23 protein-coding genes and 1 pseudogene are annotated in these 20,655 nt (G+C 59.9%); 15 read left to right on the forward strand and 9 right to left on the reverse strand.

Annotation, left to right across the window (positions count from 1 at the left end; all coding sequences use genetic code 11):
• Positions 1-51: 51 nt before the first annotated feature.
• Together HS968_RS07325 and HS968_RS07330 are read right to left on the reverse strand one after the other, a co-directional pair.
• On the reverse strand, positions 52-1,008 hold the full coding sequence (locus HS968_RS07325) for a hypothetical protein (protein ID WP_182370753.1): 957 nt from the start codon (positions 1,006-1,008) through the stop codon (positions 52-54).
• 20 nt (positions 1,009-1,028) lie between these two features.
• Entirely contained in the window at positions 1,029-2,744 is a 1,716-nt protein-coding gene (locus tag HS968_RS07330) for a proline--tRNA ligase (RefSeq protein ID WP_182370754.1), read from the reverse strand.
• 162 nt (positions 2,745-2,906) lie between these two features.
• Between HS968_RS07330 and HS968_RS07335 the strand changes: the two genes are divergently transcribed.
• Positions 2,907-3,314 (forward strand): PaaI family thioesterase, encoded by a 408-nt coding sequence (locus HS968_RS07335; RefSeq protein WP_106743020.1) that lies wholly within the window; start codon positions 2,907-2,909, stop codon positions 3,312-3,314.
• Positions 3,315-3,387: 73 nt separating this feature from the next.
• Here HS968_RS07335 and HS968_RS07340 read toward each other — a convergent pair whose 3' ends face one another.
• Both HS968_RS07340 and HS968_RS07345 read right to left on the reverse strand, forming a co-directional pair.
• A complete protein-coding gene (locus HS968_RS07340) occupies positions 3,388-4,722 on the reverse strand; it encodes an OprD family porin (protein ID WP_182370755.1) in 1,335 nt (444 codons plus the stop codon).
• Between the two features lie 249 nt (positions 4,723-4,971).
• Positions 4,972-5,256, reverse strand: coding sequence for a hypothetical protein (locus tag HS968_RS07345; RefSeq protein WP_182370756.1), 285 nt, complete (start codon positions 5,254-5,256; stop codon positions 4,972-4,974).
• Between the two features lie 128 nt (positions 5,257-5,384).
• On the opposite strand from HS968_RS07345, the gene HS968_RS07350 reads away from it, so the two are divergent.
• Both HS968_RS07350 and HS968_RS07355 read left to right on the forward strand, forming a co-directional pair.
• The gene (locus HS968_RS07350; protein ID WP_182370757.1) at positions 5,385-5,816 is read left to right on the forward strand and encodes an HIT family protein; all 432 of its coding nucleotides are present in this window, start codon (positions 5,385-5,387) and stop codon (positions 5,814-5,816) included.
• Complete coding sequence (locus HS968_RS07355) at positions 5,813-6,019, forward strand: SlyX family protein (protein WP_119693532.1); 207 nt, start codon at positions 5,813-5,815, stop codon at positions 6,017-6,019. The genes HS968_RS07350 and HS968_RS07355 overlap by 4 nt, the downstream gene beginning before the upstream one ends.
• Positions 6,020-6,133: 114 nt before the next feature.
• Here HS968_RS07355 and HS968_RS26345 read toward each other — a convergent pair whose 3' ends face one another.
• The 5 genes and pseudogenes from HS968_RS26345 to HS968_RS07375 all read right to left on the reverse strand — a co-directional run bounded on the left by HS968_RS26345 (position 6,134) and on the right by HS968_RS07375 (position 9,887).
• A complete protein-coding gene (locus HS968_RS26345) occupies positions 6,134-6,400 on the reverse strand; it encodes a cold-shock protein (protein ID WP_179625229.1) in 267 nt (88 codons plus the stop codon).
• Between the two features lie 93 nt (positions 6,401-6,493).
• Positions 6,494-6,757 (reverse strand): annotated as a pseudogene (locus tag HS968_RS26555) (cold shock domain-containing protein membrane protein); the annotation flags it as partial.
• Positions 6,758-6,927: 170 nt separating this feature from the next.
• Positions 6,928-7,995 (reverse strand): GGDEF domain-containing protein, encoded by a 1,068-nt coding sequence (locus tag HS968_RS07365; RefSeq protein WP_182370759.1) that lies wholly within the window; start codon positions 7,993-7,995, stop codon positions 6,928-6,930.
• A 96-nt stretch (positions 7,996-8,091) separates the two neighbouring features.
• Positions 8,092-8,562 carry a Dps family protein gene (locus HS968_RS07370; protein WP_119693535.1) on the reverse strand — a complete coding sequence of 157 codons (471 nt, stop codon included), beginning with the start codon at positions 8,560-8,562 and terminating at the stop codon, positions 8,092-8,094.
• Between the two features lie 182 nt (positions 8,563-8,744).
• The gene (locus HS968_RS07375; protein WP_182370760.1) at positions 8,745-9,887 is read right to left on the reverse strand and encodes an HD domain-containing phosphohydrolase; all 1,143 of its coding nucleotides are present in this window, start codon (positions 9,885-9,887) and stop codon (positions 8,745-8,747) included.
• A 198-nt stretch (positions 9,888-10,085) separates the two neighbouring features.
• Here HS968_RS07375 and aspS point away from each other — a divergent pair, with 198 nt between their 5' ends.
• The 12 genes from aspS (at position 10,086) to ybgF (ending at position 20,463) form a co-directional block, all read left to right on the forward strand.
• Complete coding sequence (aspS, locus tag HS968_RS07380) at positions 10,086-11,861, forward strand: aspartate--tRNA ligase (protein WP_106739330.1); 1,776 nt, start codon at positions 10,086-10,088, stop codon at positions 11,859-11,861.
• A 94-nt stretch (positions 11,862-11,955) separates the two neighbouring features.
• Positions 11,956-12,702 carry a YebC/PmpR family DNA-binding transcriptional regulator gene (locus HS968_RS07385; RefSeq protein WP_179624216.1) on the forward strand — a complete coding sequence of 249 codons (747 nt, stop codon included), beginning with the start codon at positions 11,956-11,958 and terminating at the stop codon, positions 12,700-12,702.
• Positions 12,703-12,893: 191 nt separating this feature from the next.
• Entirely contained in the window at positions 12,894-13,418 is a 525-nt protein-coding gene (gene ruvC, locus HS968_RS07390; protein ID WP_017361755.1) for a crossover junction endodeoxyribonuclease RuvC, read from the forward strand.
• Between the two features lie 21 nt (positions 13,419-13,439).
• A complete protein-coding gene (ruvA, locus tag HS968_RS07395; protein ID WP_106739333.1) occupies positions 13,440-14,045 on the forward strand; it encodes a Holliday junction branch migration protein RuvA in 606 nt (201 codons plus the stop codon).
• Positions 14,046-14,067: 22 nt separating this feature from the next.
• Positions 14,068-15,120, forward strand: coding sequence for a Holliday junction branch migration DNA helicase RuvB (gene ruvB / locus HS968_RS07400; RefSeq protein ID WP_106739334.1), 1,053 nt, complete (start codon positions 14,068-14,070; stop codon positions 15,118-15,120).
• A 53-nt stretch (positions 15,121-15,173) separates the two neighbouring features.
• Entirely contained in the window at positions 15,174-15,626 is a 453-nt protein-coding gene (ybgC, locus tag HS968_RS07405) for a tol-pal system-associated acyl-CoA thioesterase (RefSeq protein WP_119693538.1), read from the forward strand.
• A gap of 32 nt (positions 15,627-15,658) precedes the next feature.
• The gene (gene tolQ, locus HS968_RS07410; protein ID WP_119693931.1) at positions 15,659-16,330 is read left to right on the forward strand and encodes a protein TolQ; all 672 of its coding nucleotides are present in this window, start codon (positions 15,659-15,661) and stop codon (positions 16,328-16,330) included.
• A gap of 27 nt (positions 16,331-16,357) precedes the next feature.
• The gene (gene tolR / locus HS968_RS07415; protein ID WP_106739337.1) at positions 16,358-16,810 is read left to right on the forward strand and encodes a protein TolR; all 453 of its coding nucleotides are present in this window, start codon (positions 16,358-16,360) and stop codon (positions 16,808-16,810) included.
• Positions 16,807-17,787 (forward strand): cell envelope integrity protein TolA, encoded by a 981-nt coding sequence (tolA, locus tag HS968_RS07420; RefSeq protein ID WP_182371583.1) that lies wholly within the window; start codon positions 16,807-16,809, stop codon positions 17,785-17,787. Before tolR ends, tolA begins: the two co-directional genes overlap by 4 nt.
• Positions 17,788-17,792: 5 nt before the next feature.
• The gene (gene tolB, locus HS968_RS07425) at positions 17,793-19,091 is read left to right on the forward strand and encodes a Tol-Pal system beta propeller repeat protein TolB (RefSeq protein WP_182370761.1); all 1,299 of its coding nucleotides are present in this window, start codon (positions 17,793-17,795) and stop codon (positions 19,089-19,091) included.
• Between the two features lie 55 nt (positions 19,092-19,146).
• A complete protein-coding gene (gene pal / locus HS968_RS07430) occupies positions 19,147-19,644 on the forward strand; it encodes a peptidoglycan-associated lipoprotein Pal (RefSeq protein WP_182370762.1) in 498 nt (165 codons plus the stop codon).
• A 6-nt stretch (positions 19,645-19,650) separates the two neighbouring features.
• Positions 19,651-20,463 carry a tol-pal system protein YbgF gene (gene ybgF / locus HS968_RS07435; protein ID WP_182370763.1) on the forward strand — a complete coding sequence of 271 codons (813 nt, stop codon included), beginning with the start codon at positions 19,651-19,653 and terminating at the stop codon, positions 20,461-20,463.
• Positions 20,464-20,655: the final 192 nt, after the last annotated feature.

A 20,655-nucleotide genomic window follows, 5' to 3' on the forward strand; every position in this document is an offset into this window, starting at 1 on the left:
CGGGAACCTGCAAAGCGACAGAGCGCACGCCCTGTCGCATGTCGTGCGAGCTCAGTTGGCCGGATCGGCAGCCAGGCGCCCGGCGTCTTTCAGCAAGGCCTTGAGGAAGGCTTCCTGCAGCTCCGGATCGTTGCGCGTCAGTTCGATCAGGCTCTGCTCGAGTTCGCTGGCTTCCTCTTCCAGGCCTAGATCCGACAAGCGCTTGACCCGGTGTACCCATTGCGCCACGTCGTCACCTTCGAGGTCGTCGAAGATCAGGTCATGGGCCTCGCGCAGCTTGCCACGTAGTGTGTGGCTGACCATCAGCGTTGCCGTCGCCTGGGCCGACTCTTCACCCAAGCGATCCTCTACGCTCAGTTGCAGCGTGTTCAGGCGGGCCATGTTCTGCTCGGTAAACGGGCTATCCAGCAGATTCAGGCGCAGAACGCCGGTATTGTCGGTAAGCAGCTCGAACTGCTGGTCGGCTGTCTTGATCAGTACCGGGCGCTCGGACCAGGGCAGGTTGATGTACTCCATGCGTCGATCGCGCTGGAGTTCCTCGATGCTCGCCAGGTTCTGCTCGGCGCGACCATTGGACTCGACGTTCATGAACGGGTTGAGGCCCGCCATGCCGTAGCTGATCCAGTCGCGAGTGACAGTCTCTGGCAGGCTGCCGAGCAATACCACGTTGAGCACATTGGCGCCGACACCTGCGACCACGGCAACTGCCCCCAGCGGCACTTCATACAGCTCACGCCAGGGTTGATAGGGGGTGTAGCGGTCATAGCGACGAGTGACCTCGAACGCCGTGACCTCGTAGCTCTTCTGATCATGCACGCGAATCCGTCGCTGTGGCAGCTCCAGCACCTTTGGCTCGCCCACGTCGATCTGCAACTGGTGATCCAGTAGTTTGCGTTCGACGCGCTCCTCGTGTTCGCTGCGTTGCGGCAACTGATTGGCGCAACCGCTGAGGAAGAGGGCGCCGCACAAGGCGGCGCCGGTCAGGCGAAGTTTGTTGCTCGTGTGCATGATGTCTCGGTGCGGCGTGATCAGCGGCTGATACGGGCTTGCAGGAACGGCAGGATGTCGGCCAGCGGCACAGCCTGCGCTTCGGTTTCGGCGCGGCTCTTGTACTCCAGGTTGCCATCGGCCAGACCACGGTCGCTGACGACCACGCGGTGCGGAATACCGATCAGCTCCATGTCGGCGAACTTGATACCGGGGCTGGTTTTCTTGTCGCGATCATCCAGCAGCACCTCGTAGCCAGCGGCAGTCAGCTCGGCGTACAGCTTGTCGGTGGCTTCGCGTACCTGTTCGGTCTCATAGCGCAGCGGTACCAGGGCGATCTGGAAGGGCGCCAGGGCGTCGTTCCAGCGAATGCCGCGCTCGTCGAAATTCTGCTCGATGGCGGCGGCCACCACGCGGGATACGCCGATGCCATAGCAGCCCATGGTCAGGGTCACTGGCTTGCCGTTCTCGCCGAGCACCTGGCAATTCATCGCTTCGCTGTACTTGGTACCGAGTTGGAAGATGTGACCGACTTCGATACCGCGCTTGATTTCCAGGGTGCCCTGGCCATCCGGGCTGGGGTCACCGGCGACGACGTTGCGCAGGTCGGCAACCTCAGGCAGCGGCAGATCGCGCTCCCAGTTGACGCCGAAATAGTGCTTGTCTTCGATGTTGGCACCGGAGGCGAAGTCGCTCATCAGTGCGACGCTGCGATCGATGATGCAGGGGATCGGCAGGTTGACCGGGCCGAGGGAGCCGGGGCCGGCGCCAATGGCGGCACGAATCTCGGCTTCACTGGCCATCTGCAGCGGGCTGGCGACCTGTTCCAGGTTGGCGGCCTTGATTTCGTTCAGTTCATGGTCGCCGCGCACGATCAGGGCGATCAGCTTGCCTTCTTCGGCCGCGTGCACCACCAGGGTCTTGATGGTCTTCTCGATGGCCAGACCGAAGCCCTGTACCAGCGCGTCGATGGTCTTGGTGTCGGGGGTATCGACCAGGCGCATCGCTTCGGTCGCTGCAAGGCGCGCTTTCTCACGCGGGATAGCTTCGGCCTTCTCGATGTTGGCGGCGTAGTCGGAGACATTGCTGAAGGCGATATCGTCTTCGCCGGAGTCGGCCAGTACGTGGAATTCGTGCGAGCCGGTGCCGCCGATGGAGCCGGTATCGGCCTGTACCGGGCGGAAGTTCAGGCCCAGGCGGCTGAATACATTGCAGTAGGCCTGGTGCATGCGGTCATAGGTTTCCTGCAGGGAAGCCTGGTCGGCATGGAAGGAGTAGGCGTCCTTCATGATGAATTCGCGGCCACGCATCAGACCGAAGCGCGGACGGATCTCGTCACGGAACTTGGTCTGGATCTGGTACATGTTGATCGGCAACTGCTTGTAGCTGTTCAGCTCGTTACGAGCCAGGTCGGTGATCACTTCTTCGTGGGTCGGGCCGACGCAGAACTCGCGATCATGACGATCCTTCACGCGCAGCAACTCGGGGCCGTACTGCACCCAGCGACCGGATTCCTGCCACAGCTCGGCTGGCTGGATGGCCGGCATCAGCACTTCCAATGCGCCTGCGGCGTTCATTTCTTCACGCACCACGGTCTCGACCTTGCGCAGCACGCGCAGGCCCATCGGCAGCCAGGTGTACAGGCCGGAGGCCAGTTTGCGGATCATGCCGGCACGCAGCATCAGCTGGTGGCTGATCACCACGGCATCGGAAGGGGTTTCTTTCAGGGTCGAGAGCAGGAACTGACTGGTACGCATGTTTGGCCGTTCTGTCGGTTGCTAGGGCTTGGAATAGGCCGGCATTGTACGGTGCCTATACAGTGGCGTACAGGACGGGGCAGTCGATGAAGTTCGATGTTTCCGAGGTTCCAGAGGGTGAGCGCCAGATCATCGCAGTGCAGGAGGTGGAAGATGGCAGGATTGACTGCTCTTGACGTTCAGACGCTGATTCGGGCAGGGCTACCAATGGCCGAAGATATCGATCTACGGATCGATCGGCTCGATGATGAGGGTGTGCTGGCACGGGTGCCGTTTCAGGCCAAATTGGTGCGTCCAGGTGGAACGCTATCTGGCCCGACCATCATGGCGTTGGGTGATGCAGCCATGTATGCCGTCGTGCTGGGGCGGCTGGGTCGAGTGGAGATGGCGGTAACCTCCAATCTCAATATCAATTTTCTGGTCAAACCCAAACCAGTGGATTTGCTGGCGGATGCGCGGATATTACGCTTGAGCCGACGCCAGGCAGTTTGTGAGGTGTCGTTATATTCGGCGGGTAATGAGAGTGAGTTGGTTGCACATGTGACAGGGACTTATGCTTTGCCTCTTTAAAACACTAGGCGAGAAATAAAGAAACCCGGTCAAGACCGGGTTTCTTTTATGCTGCTATCGAGTAGCGCTGAAGTTACAGAACACTCAGCGGGTAATCGATGAAGAAGCGAACTTCGTTGAAGTCGCCGCTAGCGCCACCGAAGTTAGCTGCGCCGTTGGCTGCAACTTGGTCGGCACGGGCACGGTTGAGTGCCAGGCGCAGGGACAGATCCTTCGCAGCGCCGTCTTGGATCACGTACTTGGCGCTGAAGCCCAGCTCGTGTTCCTTGCCGTCAGTGCCGGCGTCAGAGGTAACGTTCCAGCCTTTGACGTAACGAGCCATGAAGCTCAGGCCAGGCACACCATAAGCGCTCATGTCGATGTCGTAACGAACTTGTGCAGACTTCTCGTCTTCGCTCCAGAATTCGTTGGTCACGGCGTTGGCGACCCAGACAGTGCCGTTACCGTCTACACCGTAGGCATACGGAGTTTCACCACTGGATTGTTGGTAAGCCAGGGTTACAGTGTGAGCGCCGAAGCTGTAAGCACCAGCCAAGCTCCACAGCTTGTTGTCAACTTTTTCGCCGCGTTCCTGGCCTTGGCTCTTGGTGCGGTAGGCATTCAAGTCAAAGTTCAGGGATTGGTCATCGCTAAACGGAATGGTGTAGTTAGCGTTGATGTAGTGCTTCTTCCAGTAGTCTTCGGTGTCGGCATAGTGGTATCCGGCACTGAAATTATCGGTGAACTGGTAGTTGGCACCGCCGAAATTGGTTGATGTCAGGCCACGGAGTTTGTTGCCGTTGTCATCTCTGCCGTTGATATCGTCGCGGCTGCTGCCAGTCTGGCTGCTCAGGGCAGTGAAGCGACCTGCGCTCAGCTCAAGGCCTTTGATCTCGTTGCTGACCAAGTAGGTACCGGTCGCAGTTTCCGGCAGGATGCGGCTGTCGTCGGTGGAGAACACCGGGCTGGCAACGAACTGGTTGCCATATTTCAGGACGGTATCGGAAATACGGAACTTGATAGCTCCGCCTACTTGGCTTTGGGTATCTTCAGGGCGGCCTTCACGGTCGCTGCCAAACAGGCCGTTTCCATTACGACCTCTACCGCCATCCAGCTTTACGCTGGACAGGGAAAAAGCATCTACGCCTACACCGACGGTACCTTGAGTGAAACCGGATTCGTACAGCAGGCGCAAGCCGAGGCCGCTATCTTCACGGTAACCGCTCTTGTAACCGCTGGATTTGCTCGCGTCAGCGATGTTGCCGCCGCCGTTACGGTAGTCGCGGTTGAAGTACAGGGCACGGGTGAAAATGTTGAAGCTGCTGTCTTCAACAAAACCGTTCGACTCGGACTGGCTGGAAGCCACTGCCATTTGGCTGGTGCCCGCGGCTACTGCCAGGGCGATTACGCTCCACTTCATCACTTGCATCGTGATTGCTCCTTTGGTTTAGAAGAGTTGCGCTGCCCACTGTTTTGTTATATGGGCGGCTCTTTCTTTTTGTGTCGGCGGTAACTTATAGCACGCAGCCAATATTGGCGATAGTTGCAGTCTATTCATTGCGGCTTCGTTTATGGCTCTGTCGCATGGCCTTATGAAGAATGTCGCAAATCTGTAGTTCTGCACTTGCGTTCCGTTAATGCCGACGCCTTCGCGGTTCTGAGGTGCCTGGGACCGCTGTTATTGATCGACTGCACGGCGTGCCGAGCATTGTCGAGAGAGATAGCAAAAGTCGTGCTCAAATTCATCGGTCGCCGCTAAAACCTTGATTTTTCGGTGCGCGATCGTGCTTCGCGTGTCACCGGGGCTGGGTTTTTCAAGGGTTTGCCCGGTGTTGCTGCGTGTGATCGATACACGCCCGACGGTCGGCGATGACGCTTTGCGCGATGCCGCCAGCGGTAACGGCAGGATGCGGCTATTACGGGAAGAAACAAAATGGTGCGCGCCGGCGGTGCGAATATGCACGGGCTGCCTTGCTGTGGTGCGTGTGGCCAGGGTGAATTGTCGTCTGCAGCCACGTATGCTTCGCTCCCATCGCGTTGTGCCGGTCAGGCGCTGCGTTTGCGTGTTGGGATTGAGTGAGGAGAACCGTCATGTTCGCCCTGGATTCGCGTTTGCAGCAGGACTGTCTGCTGATCGGGGATTTTCCCCTGTGTCGTTTGTTGTTGATGAACGACTCCCATTACCCCTGGTTCATCCTCGTGCCACGCCGTGAGGAGGTCAGCGAGTTGTTTCAGCTGGATGCCGCCGATCAGCGCCAGCTCTGGCACGAAACCACACTGCTGGCCGAGACGCTCAAGGACACTTTCGCTGCCGACAAGATGAACGTGGCCACACTGGGTAACGTTGTCAGTCAGTTGCATATGCATGTCATCGTTCGTCGGCGTGACGACGCTGCCTGGCCTGCCCCCGTGTGGGGACGGCATCCGGCGCAACCTTATACGGATGCACAGGTGCTCCAACTCAAGGACAAGCTGCGCCTGGTGCTGACCGAGGACTTTCAGTTCGCGGGAGAGCCGGTATGAGTCTCGAGGCTCGTGTGATGGAGCTTGAGAGTCGCCTGGCTTTCCAGGATGACACCATTCAGGCCTTGAACGATGAACTGATCGAGCAGCACAAGCGCATCGAGCGCTTGCAATTGCAGGTAATGGCTCTGGCGCGACGTCAGGAAGAGGCACAGGGGCAAGCGAGTATCGCGATAGACGAAGCACCACCACCGCATTACTGAGTCAAGCCAAAGCGCCAGGAGTGATCTGGGGTCAAGCGATTGGCTGAAGGATTGCGGGATGGCAGGCAACAAAAAGCCCGCGAGAGATCGCGGGCTTTCGTTTTTCGGCGTAATTCAGCGGCGTGAGGGCGCTGCGGCGATGACATCCTCGGCTTGCAGACCCTTGTCGCGCTGCATGACCGAGAACTCCACGCGCTGTCCTTCGATCAGCACGCGGTGACCTTCCCCGCGGATGGCGCGAAAATGCACGAAGATATCTTCGCCTGAATCGCGGGAAATGAAGCCGAAACCCTTGGAGGTGTTGAACCACTTGACCGTACCGGTCTCGCGGTCTTCCTGGCTGCTGGGCTGGCTGGTCTGGGCCGAGCTCGAGCTGCGCACGTCGTTGTGGCCAGCTTGTGGGCGCAGTTGGCTGCTCAACTGCACGGCAATGGCGATGACTGCGATCAGCAAGGTCAGCCATATGGCAGGCTGGCCGCCGATATTGGGCAGAGGGGCGAGCAGAATCAGGCCCTGAACGACGGCTGCGAGAATCAGCAGTGCCGATGCGAGGCCCTGCAGTTGCTGGCGGGTGCCATTCAGGCTGGCGGGTTGTTGTGCAGCAAGCAGCAGGTTGAGCAGGCCGACAAGGGCCAGGTAGATGGCGTCAGGTGTATTGAGCAATGAAGTGGAAAGGCTGGGTACGGCGGATAGCAGCAGGGCGGCGAACCCCGCGACAAGATGGGCAATCTTCAACATCTTCGATGAACTCACTGATTGAATGATGACTCACGGCTTTGCGAGGCGAGCGCGCTTTGTCGTTGACCAGATGGACGGTCATGGCGCGTGCCGGTGTGTTGCGTCGTTGCGCCTCAGGATATGAATGTGGCGCGCGACGTATTTAACAGCAAAGCAGGAGGCTTCTCAAATCAAGCGCTTAGCATGGTTTCGCTGGTGATCGGGTGAACCTGGTTACGCCCGCCACGTTTGGCTTGGTAAAGGGCGTCGTCGGCCCGGGTCAGCAGTGATTCGAAGGTGTCGTCCACTTCGGCCAGGGCGCAGCCGAATGAGGCAGTGATGCTATCCAGTACCTGGTCGGTACGACGAACCTTGACCCTTAGGGCCTGGATCTTGTTGCGCAGTTGCTCGGCGAAATCGAGTACTTCGGCCAGGTTGTGGCAGTCGCGTAGCACGACGCAGAACTCTTCGCCGCCGTAACGCGCGGCGAAGGCGCGCGGCGGGAGCAGGTCGCGCATCAATTGACCAACATGCTGCAGCACGCGATCCCCGAGCGGATGGCCGTACTGGTCGTTGAACTGCTTGAAATGGTCGATATCGAGAATCACCAGGGCGAGCCCCTGGTAGGACTCTTTCAGTGCCTGCTCCAGCAGGCGGGTGAAGGCGTTGCGGTTGAACACGCGCGTCAGGCTATCCAGTGTCGCTGCCAGGTGCGCGCGTTCGAGTTGGCTGCGCAGGTGCTTGATTTCATCTTGGGCGGCGCGCAGGCGGTAGAGGAATTTCTCCTGCTGATCCTGCATCAACTGGGTGCTTTCCTGCAGTTCGTTGAGCACGCTGGGCAGGTCGTCGATGATCGGTTCCTGCAGGGCGCTCAGCCCCTGCGTGAGGCTTTGCTGGTAATTCTTGCTGCCGAGCATGTTGCGTGAGACATCGCCCTCGATGTCGTCGACCAGTTCGATCACCTGCTGTTGGCCTGCGCGTGCCTCTTCCAGTTCGCCGCGGATGATGTAGTCGCGAAACAGCTTGCTGGCGGTTTCAGGGGGGAATACATCGAAATCCTCGACGACCTTGTCCAGGCGACGATTGAGTTCCGGTTCACTGCCTCGGCTGTAGGTGTACCAGAGCGCGTAATGCACCGGGTTGGGCGGGATGTCGTGGCGCATCATCAGTGGTACGGCTTGCTTGAGCAGCGCCGCAGCCTCGCGGGTTTCCTCCGGATACAGTTCGATGATGCTGGGGGGCTTGGCTGGCTGACTCATGTGCTTCGGAAACTCGCTGGCGAATGGCCAGAGCATAGATCAGGCTGGGCGTGCCTGCCTAATGAAAAGGCCCGGATGACCGGGCCTTGAGCGGGATCAGGAGGCGAGCAGGCTGCGTAGCATCCAGGCGGTTTTTTCGTGTACCTGCATGCGCTGGGTCAGCAGGTCGGCGGTGGGCTCATCGCTGACCTTGTCCAGCAGCGGGAAGATACCGCGTGCCGTGCGCACCACGGCTTCCTGGCCTTGAACCAGTTGCTTGATCATGTCCTCGGCGCTGGGGACGCCTTCCTCTTCCTTGATCGACGACAGGCGTGCGTAAGCAGCGTAGGTGCCTGGTGCCGGGAAGCCGAGGGCGCGGATACGTTCGGCAATGGCATCGACGGCCAGTGCCAGCTCGGTGTACTGCCCTTCGAACATCAGGTGCAGGGTGTTGAACATCGGGCCGGTGACGTTCCAGTGGAAATTATGGGTCTTCAGATAGAGCGTGTAGGTATCGGCCAGCAGGCGCGAAAGGCCTTCGGCGATGGCGGCGCGATCCTGTTCGGCGATTCCGATATTGATTTCCATGGTTTTTCTCCTATCAGGTGAGCCAGGGTTTTTATCCCGCAATATTGGCAGAAGCCTAACATGCAGGGAGTCGGGATGATCCTGGCTTGTATCAATGAAAGCGATGTTTAGAAGCTATCAACTGTGCGCGGTTCATTTCCATAAAGAAATTTCACGGGCTGTGAGCGCGTCGGTAGCTTGCTCTAGAGACTGTCGTGATACGGGCCTCGGCCGTGCGCCAGATCCGGATTCTGTTGCAGGGCGCGGTTGAATATTTCGACCCAGTGAGCACTGAACTGCTGGCCGGCCAGGTTGTTGATTTCGAGTATCGCGCGGAGCAGGGGGCGCTTGCTCAGGGTCTGGTGAGCGCGTTCGTGGGTGCGTGCGTCGAAGGTATCGACGATCTGCAGGATGAGTGCGCCAGGGGTGATTTCCAGCTCGCGCAACCCCTTGGGATAGCCGCTACCGTCGACGTTTTCCTGATGCTGCAGGACGATCTCCATGGCGGGTGCCCAGCCTGGCATGCGTTTCAGCAGGTCGCTTGCCAGGCGGGGGTGACCTTGCATCAGGCGTCGCTCATCACGGCTGAGATGAGCTTGCTTGTGTAACAGCTCCAGCGGCAGGAAGGCCATTCCCAGGTCATGCAGGCAAACGGCGGCTGCCAGCTGTTCCGGTTTTTCGACTTGGCCACCCAGGGCGTTGATGCTCAGTGCCAGGTCGAGCAGGCGCAGGTTGCGTCCGCGCCAGTAGCTTGAGCGCTGTTCTGCTGCTTCGGTCAGGGCTGCGAAGAATTGCAGATCCGGGTGTGGAGCGATGCCGTATCGGGCCAGCAGCGCGTCGGTTCGGCTCCCTGTCGGGATTTGAGGGGCTTGCAGATGCGTGTTGGGATCCATCTGCTGCAGCAGTTCGCGGCGAATGTGCCCTTGTTCCGCCGCTGGTGCCACGGCGAGTGCCTGCAGCGCCTGGCACAGTTGTTCGGTCTGCATTGAGCTCGGGAGGGCGTTCGTTCTGCCCAGTGCGCGATCAATCAGTGCGCGCAGGTGATCCAGGCTCAGTAGCAGGATATCGCCGAGCAGGCTGTCGAATTCCAACTGCTCATTGCGAAGTGCTTCGAGCACATCCTCCATGGCTTGCGGTAGGGGCATCAGGGTATTGAGATCGATGTAACCGAGGTTGCCCTTGAGCGTGTGAACCAGGCGGAAGAGTTCGCGCAGGCGCTCGCGGCTCTTCGGTGCGCGCTCCAGTTCGATCAATAATTGTTCGCAACGTGGGAATTGCTCGGCTGCATCCAGGCGGAAGTCCTCCAGTAGATCGCTGGAGAGGTCGGCAGAGCGGGGTGAAGGCATGATGGTTCTCCCTGATGGAGGCTTCTTCATTATAGAAGCCATCCGCCAGGCGGCTGCGTCACGGCGATTTACCCTATATAATCCCGCTCTTTATCGAAGCGCGGCGCGCGGTTGGACACGCGCCGCGGTGTGGCCTCTGCCCGGTGCATTGGGGGCTGCCTGACCAATCCAAGACCTTTAGAGAAGCGAAACACGATCATGATGCGCAGCCACTATTGCGGCCAACTGAACGAGAGCCTGGATGGCCAGGAAATCACCCTTTGCGGCTGGGTACACCGTCGCCGCGACCATGGCGGGGTGATCTTCCTCGATATTCGCGATCGTGAAGGTCTGGCCCAGGTGGTGTTCGACCCGGATCGTGCCGACACCTTTGCCAAAGCCGACCGCGTGCGCAGCGAGTACGTAGTCAAGATCACCGGCAAGGTGCGTCTGCGTCCGGCAGGTGCGGTCAACCCGAACATGGCGTCTGGCGCCATCGAGGTGCTGGGTTACGAGCTGGAAGTACTCAACGAAGCGGAAACCCCACCGTTCCCGCTCAACGAATACACCGATGTCGGCGAAGAAACCCGTCTGCGCTATCGCTTTATCGACCTGCGCCGTCCGGAAATGGCCGAAAAGCTCAAGCTGCGTTCACGCATCACCTCGAGCATCCGCCGCTATCTGGACGACAACGGTTTCCTCGACGTGGAAACGCCGATCCTGACCCGTGCCACCCCGGAAGGCGCGCGTGACTATCTGGTGCCGAGCCGTACCCACGCAGGCAGCTTCTTCGCCCTGCCGCAGTCGCCGCAGTTGTTCAAGCAGCTGTTGATGGTCGCCGGCTTCGACCGCTACTACCAGATCGCCAAGTGTTTCCGTGACGAAGACCTGCGTGCCGACCGTCAGCCGGAATTCACCCAGATCGACATCGAGACCAGCTTCCTCGATGAAAAAGACATCATGGATATCACCGAGACCATGGTGCGCAACCTGTTCAAGGAAGTGCTGGACGTCGAGTTTGGCGAGCTTCCGCACATGACTCTGGCCGAAGCCATGCGTCGTTTCGGTTCCGACAAGCCTGACCTGCGCAACCCGCTGGAGCTGGTGGATGTCGAGGATCAGCTCAAGGACGTCGAGTTCAAGGTCTTCGCCGGTCCAGCCAATGACCCGAAATGCCGCGTCACCGCGCTGCGTGTACCGGGCGGGGCGAGCATGCCGCGTAAGCAGATCGACGATTACACCAAGTTCGTCGGTATCTACGGTGCCAAGGGGCTGGCCTATATCAAGGTCAACGAGCGCGCCGCCGGCGTCGAAGGCTTGCAGTCGCCGATCGTCAAGAACATCCCGCTGGACAACATCAATGTCATCCTCGATCGCGTTGGCGCTGTCGATGGCGACATCGTGTTCTTCGGCGCCGACAAGGCCAAGATCGTCAGCGAAGCCCTGGGTGCGCTGCGCATTAAGCTCGGCCATGACCTGAACCTGCTGACCTGCGAGTGGGCGCCGCTGTGGGTCGTCGACTTCCCGATGTTCGAGGAAAACGACGACGGCAGCCTGACCGCCATGCACCACCCGTTCACCTCGCCCAAGTGCACTCCCGAGGAGCTGGAGGCCAATCCAGCCGCCGCACTGTCGCGTGCCTACGACATGGTGCTCAACGGCACCGAGCTGGGTGGCGGTTCGATCCGTATCCACGACAAGGCCATGCAGCAGACCGTGTTCCGCGTGCTCGGCATCAGTGAAGACGAGCAGCAGGAGAAGTTCGGTTTCCTGCTCGACGCCCTGAAGTACGGTGCGCCGCCCCATGGTGGTCTGGCCTTCGGTCTGGATCGCCTGGTGATGCTGATGACGGGCGCTCAGTCGATCCGTGAAGTGATCGCCTTCCCGAAAACCCAGAGTGCGGCCTGCGTCATGACCCAGGCGCCGGGTGTAGTGGACGGCAAGTCGCTGCGCGAGCTACATATCCGCCTGCGCGAGCAACCCAAGGCCGAATAAGCCTGTAGAAGAAGCCTGGATTTCCAGGCTTCTTCGTTATGGGGCATGCACGACCATGCCCTGGCATTTATCAGTGGAAAAAACGGAGTGAGTTATGGCTGGTCATTCCAAGTGGGCCAACATCAAGCACCGCAAGGGGCGTCAGGACGCCAAGCGGGGCAAGATCTTCACCAAGCTGATTCGTGAGCTGACGGTCGCCGCCAAGCACGGTGGCCCGATCCCGGCGGACAATCCGCGTCTGCGTCTGGCTGTGGACAAGGCGCTGACCAACAACATGTCCCGCGACGTGATCGACCGCGCCATCGCCCGCGGTGCCGGCAACAACGAAGCCGACAATGTCGTCGAGTTCAGCTACGAGGGCTATGCGCCAAGTGGTGTGGCGATCATCGTCGAAGTGATGACCGACAACCGCAACCGTACCGCCGCCGAAGTGCGTCATGCTTTCACCAAGTGTGGTGGCAACCTGGGTACCGACGGCTCGGTCGCCTACATGTTCGAGCGCAAGGGGCAGATCAGCTTCGCTTCCGTGGACGAAGATGCATTGATGGAAGCGGCGCTTGAGGCGGGTGCCGATGACGTGGAAATGGGCGAGGAGGGCGCTGCCCTGGTGTCGACCAGCTTCACCGAGTTCCACGCGGTGATCGAGGCTTTGGCTGCGGCCGGCTTCAAGAGCGATGAGGCTGAGATCGCCATGATTCCGTCGATCAGTGCGCCGATCACCGATCTGGAAACCGCGCAGAAGGTCTTCAAGCTGATCGATATGCTCGAAGATCTGGATGACGTGCAGAACGTCTACCACAACGCCGAAGTTTCCGACGAGATCATGGAACAGCTCGGCTGAGGTAGCCTAGCCCGGATGCAATTGGGGCATATTCCCTGGGTTGCTCGGGTTATGAATGAAGAAGCCGGAAGCGCTGTGCAGCGTTTCCGGTTTTTTTCGTCGTGCGGCGCGACTTTTAACCATGTGTGGCGGATGACGGCGTGCAGGGCGCCCCGTATACTCGCTAACTGGATAAATAGACAGTTGCTGATATGACCTTGATCCTCGGAATCGACCCAGGCTCGCGTATCACCGGTTACGGTGTGGTGCGCGATACCGGGCGTGGCTGCGAATACGTGGCATCGGGCTGCATTCGCACCGGCAACGGGCCGTTGGCCGAGCGCCTGCAGATCGTTTTTCGTGGTGTCAGCGAGGTGATTCGTACGCATGGGCCGGTAACCATGGGCATCGAGCAGGTGTTCATGGCACGCAATGCTGACTCGGCGTTGAAACTTGGTCAGGCTCGCGGCGCGGCAATCGTTGCGGCAGTAGAGGCGGGCCTGGAAGTCAGCGAGTACACCGCCACGCAGGTCAAGCAGGCAGTGGTCGGCACCGGTGCAGCGGACAAGCAGCAGGTGCAGATGATGGTCATGCACCTGCTCAAGTTGGTGCAGAAACCGCAGATCGATGCCTCCGACGCCCTGGGTATCGCCTTGTGCCATGCGCACCACCGACAGAGTCTGATCCCCCATGGGTTGGCCGGCGCCAAGCGGCGCGGCGGTCGTCTCCGTTTATAAAGCAAGTGAAGGAACAAGCCGGTGATCGGACGTTTGCGCGGTAATCTGGCGGAGAAGCAGCCTCCGCATTTGCTTCTGGATGTAAATGGCGTCGGTTATGAGCTGGAAGTGCCGATGACCACCCTTTATCGTCTGCCCTCGGTGGGTGAGCCGGTAACCCTGCATACCCATCTGGTGGTGCGCGAGGACGCGCATCTGCTCTATGGCTTCTTCGAAAAGCGCGAGCGTGAGCTGTTCCGCGAACTGATTCGGCTCAACGGGGTGGGGCCGAAACTGGCTCTGGCCTTGATGTCGGGGTTGGAGGTCGATGAGCTGGTACGTTGCGTGCAGGCTCAAGATACCGCTGCGCTGGTCAAGGTGCCTGGTGTGGGCAAGAAAACCGCCGAGCGTTTGCTGGTCGAGCTCAAGGACAGGTTCAAGGCCTGGGAGTCGATACCGTCCATTGCACCGTTGGTGGTTGAACCTCAGTCTGCCCTGGCAGTCTCAAGCGCGGAGAATGATGCCGTGAGCGCGCTGATTTCCCTGGGATACAAGCCCCAGGAGGCCAGCCGGGCCGTGGCTGCAATCAAGGAAGATGGTTTGAGCAGTGAAGATTTGATACGTCGCGCGTTGCGCGGCATGGCGTGACAAGGTCGATGGAAGTATTGCGATGATCGAAGCCGATCGCCTGATTACCGCCAGCCCGCGTGAGCGCGAGGAGCAACAGGACAGGGCCATTCGCCCCCTGAAGCTGGCCGAATACATCGGCCAGCCGAGCGTGCGTGAGCAGATGGAGCTGTTCATCCAGGCTGCTCGTGGTCGCAAGGAGTCGCTTGACCATACGCTGATCTTCGGCCCGCCCGGTCTCGGCAAGACCACGCTGGCCAATATCATCGCCCAGGAAATGGGCGTTTCGATCAAGAGCACCTCCGGTCCGGTGCTGGAGCGCCCTGGTGATCTGGCTGCGCTGCTGACCAATCTGGAATCCGGCGACGTGTTGTTCGTCGACGAAATCCATCGCCTCTCGCCCATCGTCGAAGAGGTGCTGTACCCGGCCATGGAAGACTTCCAGCTCGACATCATGATCGGCGAAGGCCCGGCGGCCCGCTCGATCAAGCTGGATTTGCCGCCCTTCACCCTGGTTGGCGCCACCACTCGCGCCGGTATGCTGACCAACCCGCTGCGGGATCGTTTCGGCATCGTGCAGCGCCTGGAGTTCTACGGTATCGACGACCTAGCGACCATCGTCACGCGTTCTGCCGGAATCCTCGGCCTGCCCATTGAGGATCAGGGTGCTTACGAGATCGCCCGTCGCGCGCGCGGCACGCCGCGTATCGCCAACCGCCTGTTGCGCCGCGTGCGTGATTTCGCTGAGGTTCGTGGGCGTGGGCACATAACCCGCGAAATCGCCGACCTGGCTCTGAATCTGCTGGATGTCGACGAACGTGGCTTCGATCACTCCGACCGTCGTCTATTGCTGGCCATGATCGAGAAGTTCGACGGTGGGCCGGTCGGTGTCGACAGCCTGGCGGCAGCCATCAGCGAGGAGCGTCATACCATCGAGGACGTGCTCGAGCCCTACCTGATCCAGCAGGGCTACATGATGCGCACACCTCGCGGGCGAGTGGTCACGCGTCATGCCTATCTGCACTTTGGCCTGAACACGCCGAAGCGCTTGGGTGAGCAGCCCAATGCCGATCTTTTTTCAGCAGGTGATGAATGACGAAAAAATTGTTACCAGGCCGGATTGGCAAGCGACAGGCCGGGGACTAGAGTATGCGCGCGCAAAACGGAGTCCAGCCGTTCAGCCATCATTGCCGGGTCTACTACGAAGACACCGATGCGGGTGGCATCGTCTACTACGTCAATTACCTCAAATTTATGGAGCGGGCTCGCACCGAGCGCCTGCGTGAGCTGGGTTATGCCCAGTCGACGCTCGCGGGTGAGGGCCTGTTGTTCGTTGTGCATTCGGCCGAGGCGCGCTACCACGCGCCGGCGCGATTGGACGACGAGCTGGTGATCAGCGCCGATGTGATCGAATTGAACCGTGCCAGCCTGCGTTTTCGTCAACAGGTCAGGCGGGCTGCGGATAATCAACTGCTCTGTGAAGGGCAGTTCCTGGTGGCCTGTGTCGGCGCCGAAAATTTGAAACCCCGGGCCATGCCGCAAACATTGCGCGCAGCCTTTGCCGAGCCCTTGGGCGCGGGTCTATCTGAAGCAGGAGAGTAAGCGTGGAAGCCAACGCCAACGCCGTTGACCATATGTCGATGTGGAGTCTGATCAGTAACGCCAGCTTGCTGGTGCAACTGGTGATGCTGACCCTGGTGGCCGCCTCGGTCATTTCCTGGGTGATGATCTTCCAGCGCAGTAATGCACTGCGTGCAGCAAAGCGTGCCCTGGACAACTTCGAGGATCGCTTCTGGTCCGGTATCGATCTGTCCAAGCTGTATCGCCAGGCGGGCAGCAACCCGGATCCGGATTCGGGTCTGGAGCAGATCTTCCGTGCCGGTTTCAAGGAGTTCTCCCGTCTGCGTCAGCAGCAGGGCGTCGATCCTGACGCAGTGATGGATGGCGTGTCGCGCGCCATGCGTGTAGCCATCTCCCGCGAGGAGGAAAAACTGGAAACCGCATTGCCGTTCCTGGCGACCGTCGGCTCCACCAGCCCCTATATCGGTCTCTTCGGTACCGTCTGGGGCATCATGAACTCCTTCCGTGGTCTGGCTCAGGTACAGCAGGCAACCCTGGCCACCGTAGCGCCGGGTATCGCCGAGGCGCTGATCGCCACGGCCATCGGTCTGTTCGCCGCCATTCCGGCGGTCATCGCCTACAACCGTTTCTCTGCCCGTGGCGAGATGCTGATCGGTCGTTACTACACCTTTGCCGACGAGTTCCAGGCCATCCTGCACCGCAAAGTGCATACCTCGGAAGAATAAGACGCGCGAAGAGGATAGGTTCTAGCCATGGCGAGAATTCGCAAAAGACGTAAGCCGGTAGCCGAGATGAACGTGGTGCCTTACATCGACGTGATGTTGGTACTGCTGGTCATCTTCATGGTCACCGCACCGATGCTCAACCAGGGGGTCAAGGTCGACCTGCCCAAGGTCAGCAGCGAAGCGCTGCCGCAGGACAATGACGCCCAGGTACTGACCATTTCCATCAAGGCCGACAAGACCTACTACTGGAACATGGGCAGCGAGGTCGACGTCGACACCGAGCAGGAGCGTGCCTCCACGCTGCCGCAGATGACTCAGGCGGTAACGGCGATCATTGCCGAGAACCGCCGTCAGGGTAAGCAGGTGCAGGTGTTCGTGCGTGGCGACAAGTCGGTCGACTACGGCACCGTGATGGCGGCCATGGGTGGTCTGCAACAGGCCGACGTGGGTAACGTCGGATTGATTACCGAGGCTCCCTGATGCAGCAGACCGAGCGTTCGCAATCGGAAAGCTACTTCTGGCCCATCGTTTGGGCCGTGGGCCTGCACGTTCTGATGTTCGCCATGTTGTTCGTCAGTTTCGCCTTCACGCCCGAACTGCCTCCGGCGCGCCCGGTGGTACAGGCTACGCTGTACCAACTGCAATCGCAGAGCCAGGCCACCACCCAGACCACGCAGAAGGTGGCGGGTGAGGCGCAGAAAACCTCGGCGCCGCAGTTCGAAACCGAGCGACTGGAACAGAAAAAGGCCGAAGAACAGAAGCTGGCCCAGGCCGAAGAGCAGAAGGTAGCAGCAGCCAAGGCTGCGGAACAAAAGCGTGCCGAGGAGGCTCGAAAGGCCGAGGCAGCCAAGGCTGAAGCCGCGAAGAAAGCCGAGGCAGAGAAAGCTGCCGAGCAGAAGCGTCAGGCCGATATCGCCAAGAAGCGCGCCGAGGAAGAGGCGAAGAAGAAAGCCGCTGAAGAGGCCAAGAAAAAGGCCGCTGCAGAAGAGGCGAAGAAGAAAGCGGCAGCCGCCGAGGCAGCGAAGAAGAAAGCTGCCGAAGACGCCAAGCGCAAGGCTGAAGATGCACGGCGCAAGGCAGCCGAGGATCAGAAGGCGGCAGCGCTGGCTGAGCTGCTGTCGGACAACGTGCAGAACCAGCAGGCGCTGGCCGAGACGCATGGCGATCAGGTGGCGGGTAACCTCGACGATCTGATCATCAAGCTGATCACCGAGAACTGGCAGCGGCCGATGTCGGCGCGTCGGGGCATGAGCGTCGAGTTGCTGATTCAGATGTTGCCCGACGGCACCGTGACCAACGCCAGCGTATCGCGCTCCAGTGGCGATGCGCCGTTCGACAATTCCGCCGTCGCCGCAGTACGTAACGTCGGGCGTATTCCCGAGATGCAACAATTGGATCGCGCTACCTTCGACCGTATGTACAGGCAGCGTCGCGTCATTTTCAAACCGGAGGATTGAGCTCTGTGAATACCCTGATTCGTACCGCCCTGCTGGGGTTGGTGATGCTGGTCGGTAGCGTCCAGGCGGCCGACCCGCTGGTGATTTCCCAAGGTGCTGACCGCGCTACCCCGATCGCCGTCGTGCCGTTCGGCTGGCAGGGCGGCTCGGTGCTGCCCGAGGACATGGCCGAAATCATCGGCAATGACCTGCGCAACTCCGGTTACTTCGAGCCCATTCCACGGCAGAACATGATCAGCTTGCCGAGCCAGGCCAGCGAAGTGATCTACCGCGACTGGAAAGCGCTCGGCGCTCAGTACGTGCTGGTGGGCAACATGGTGCCCAACGGTGGTCGTCTGCAAGTGCAATACGCGCTGTTCAACGTCAACACCGAGCAGCAGGTCATGACCGGCAACGTCGGTGGTGGCACTGATCAACTGCGTGACATGGCTCACCACATCGCCGACCAGTCGTTCGAGAAGCTGACTGGCGTGAAGGGGGCATTCTCAACGCGCCTGCTTTACGTCACGGCCGAGCGTATGGGCGTCAACAACACCCGTTACACCTTGCAGCGCTCCGATTACGATGGTGCCCGTGCGGTGACCCTGCTGCAGTCGCGTGAACCGATTCTGTCGCCGTCCTTCGCCCCTGATGGCCGTCGCATCGCCTACGTCTCCTTCGAGCAGCGTCGTCCGCGTATCTTCGTGCAGCACATCGATACTGGCCGTCGCGAGCAGATCACCAACTTCGAAGGCCTCAACGGCGCTCCGGCCTGGTCGCCGGATGGCAGCCGCCTGGCATTCGTACTGTCCAAAGACGGAAACCCGGAAATCTATGTGATGGACATGGGTAGCCGACAGACTCGTCGCATCACCAACCATTACGCCATTGATACCGAACCCTTCTGGGGCAAGGATGGTCAGACGCTGTACTTCACCTCGGATCGTGCGGGCAAGCCGCAGATCTACAAGACCAACATCAATAGCGGGGCAGTGGAGCGAGTGACCTTCGTCGGTAACTACAACGCCAACCCGAAACTGTCGGCTGACGAGAAGACGCTGGTGATGATTCATCGCCAGGACGGTTTCACCGTGTTCAAGGTGGCTGCCCAGGATCTGGAAACCAACCGTCTGCGCATACTTTCAGACACAAGTTTGGATGAGTCGCCCACTGTTGCGCCCAATGGCACCATGCTAATCTACGCCACCCGCCATCAGGGTCGGGGAGTCTTGATGTTGGCGTCCACCAATGGTCGCGTAAGGCTCCCTCTTCCTACCGCTCAAGGCGAAGTTCGAGAGCCTTCTTGGTCCCCTTACCTGAACTGATGCGGCGCTACACCATTTTTGCTTAACACAACTGGGGTTCATTAGGAGTTACATGATGGAAATGCTGAAATTCGGTAAGTTCGCTGCACTGTCCCTGGCTCTCGCCGTTGCCGTAGGTTGCTCCTCCAAAGGCGGCGACGCTGCTGGCGAAGGCGCTGTCGACCCGAACGCTGGCTACGGTGCCAACACTGGCGCTGTTGACGGCAGCCTGAGCGAAGAAGCTGCTCTGCGCGCTATCACCACCTTCTACTTCGAGTACGACAGCTCCGACCTGAAAGCCGAAGCCATGCGCGCTCTGGACGTACACGCCAAGGATCTGAAAGGCAACGGCGCTCGCGTCGTCCTGGAAGGCCACGCTGACGAGCGCGGTACCCGTGAGTACAACATGGCTCTGGGCGAGCGTCGTGCCAAGGCCGTTCAACGCTACCTGGTTCTGCAGGGCGTTTCCCCGGCTCAGCTGGAACTGGTTTCCTACGGCGAAGAGCGTCCGGTTGCCACTGGCCACGACGAGCAGTCCTGGGCCCAGAACCGTCGCGTAGAGCTGCGTAAGTAAGCTGCCATGCGTGATTGCCGCCGTATCCTGACCCTTCTGACGCTCGCCTTGCCGCTCGCGGCAATGGCGGAGGTTCCCGTACTGGAAAGCAGCTCCATGCAACAGGGCAGCAGCTATCCACCGGCAGGTTATGGTACGGCCGGCTCCTACGCCGGAGCGGGTGCGCAAGCGCCCGCTTCTGCGCAGGGTATGTTGTTCAACCAGCTCGAGCAGATGCAGCAGGAAATTGCGCAACTGCGTGGCATGGTTGAAGAGCAGCAAAATGAAATCCAGCGCCTCAAGCAGGAAGGCCTGGAGCGTTACCAGGATCTGGATCAACGTATTTCTTCCGGTGCCGCCGTCGGTGGAGCTCCCGCACAGAATTCAGCCGATGGCGCGATAAACGCCAGTGGCACTCCGACGCCGCCTGCCGCGCAGCAGCAGGCCAGCGCCGAGCCGGGTGATCCGGCCAAGGAAAAACTCTATTACGACGCCGCCTTTGACCTGATCAAGGCCAAGGATTTCGATAAGGCGTCGCAGGCATTCACCGCCTTTCTCAACCGCTATCCCAATAGTCAGTACGCCGGCAACGCGCAGTATTGGTTGGGCGAAGTGAACCTGGCCAAAGGTGATCTGCAAGCGGCTGGTCAAGCGTTTGCCAAGGTCAGCCAAGGTTATCCGAGCCACGCCAAGGTGCCGGATTCGCTGTTCAAGCTGGCTGATGTAGAGCGTCGTCTGGGTCACAACGACAAGGCGCGCGGTATTCTTCAGCAGGTTATCGCGCAGTATCCGGGTAGCTCGGCCGCCCAGTTGGCGCAGCGTGATCTACAGCGCCTGTAAGCCCTGACTCGAAGAACGAACCCGCGCTTGTCGCGGGTTTTTCTTATCCGCCATTCGGTTACTTCAATTAGAATGTCTGTTCGCGTGGCGGGCGCGGTTTCAGCTCGGCTGATGTCCTTGCCTACACGTCTTGTCGAATGCGGGCTCAGGCCTGTGTTCCTGTCTTTTAACGCAACGGAGGCGGATGGCCTG

This window comes from Pseudomonas berkeleyensis (genome assembly GCF_014109765.1).
In the GTDB taxonomy this organism is placed as follows: domain Bacteria; phylum Pseudomonadota; class Gammaproteobacteria; order Pseudomonadales; family Pseudomonadaceae; genus Aquipseudomonas; species Aquipseudomonas berkeleyensis.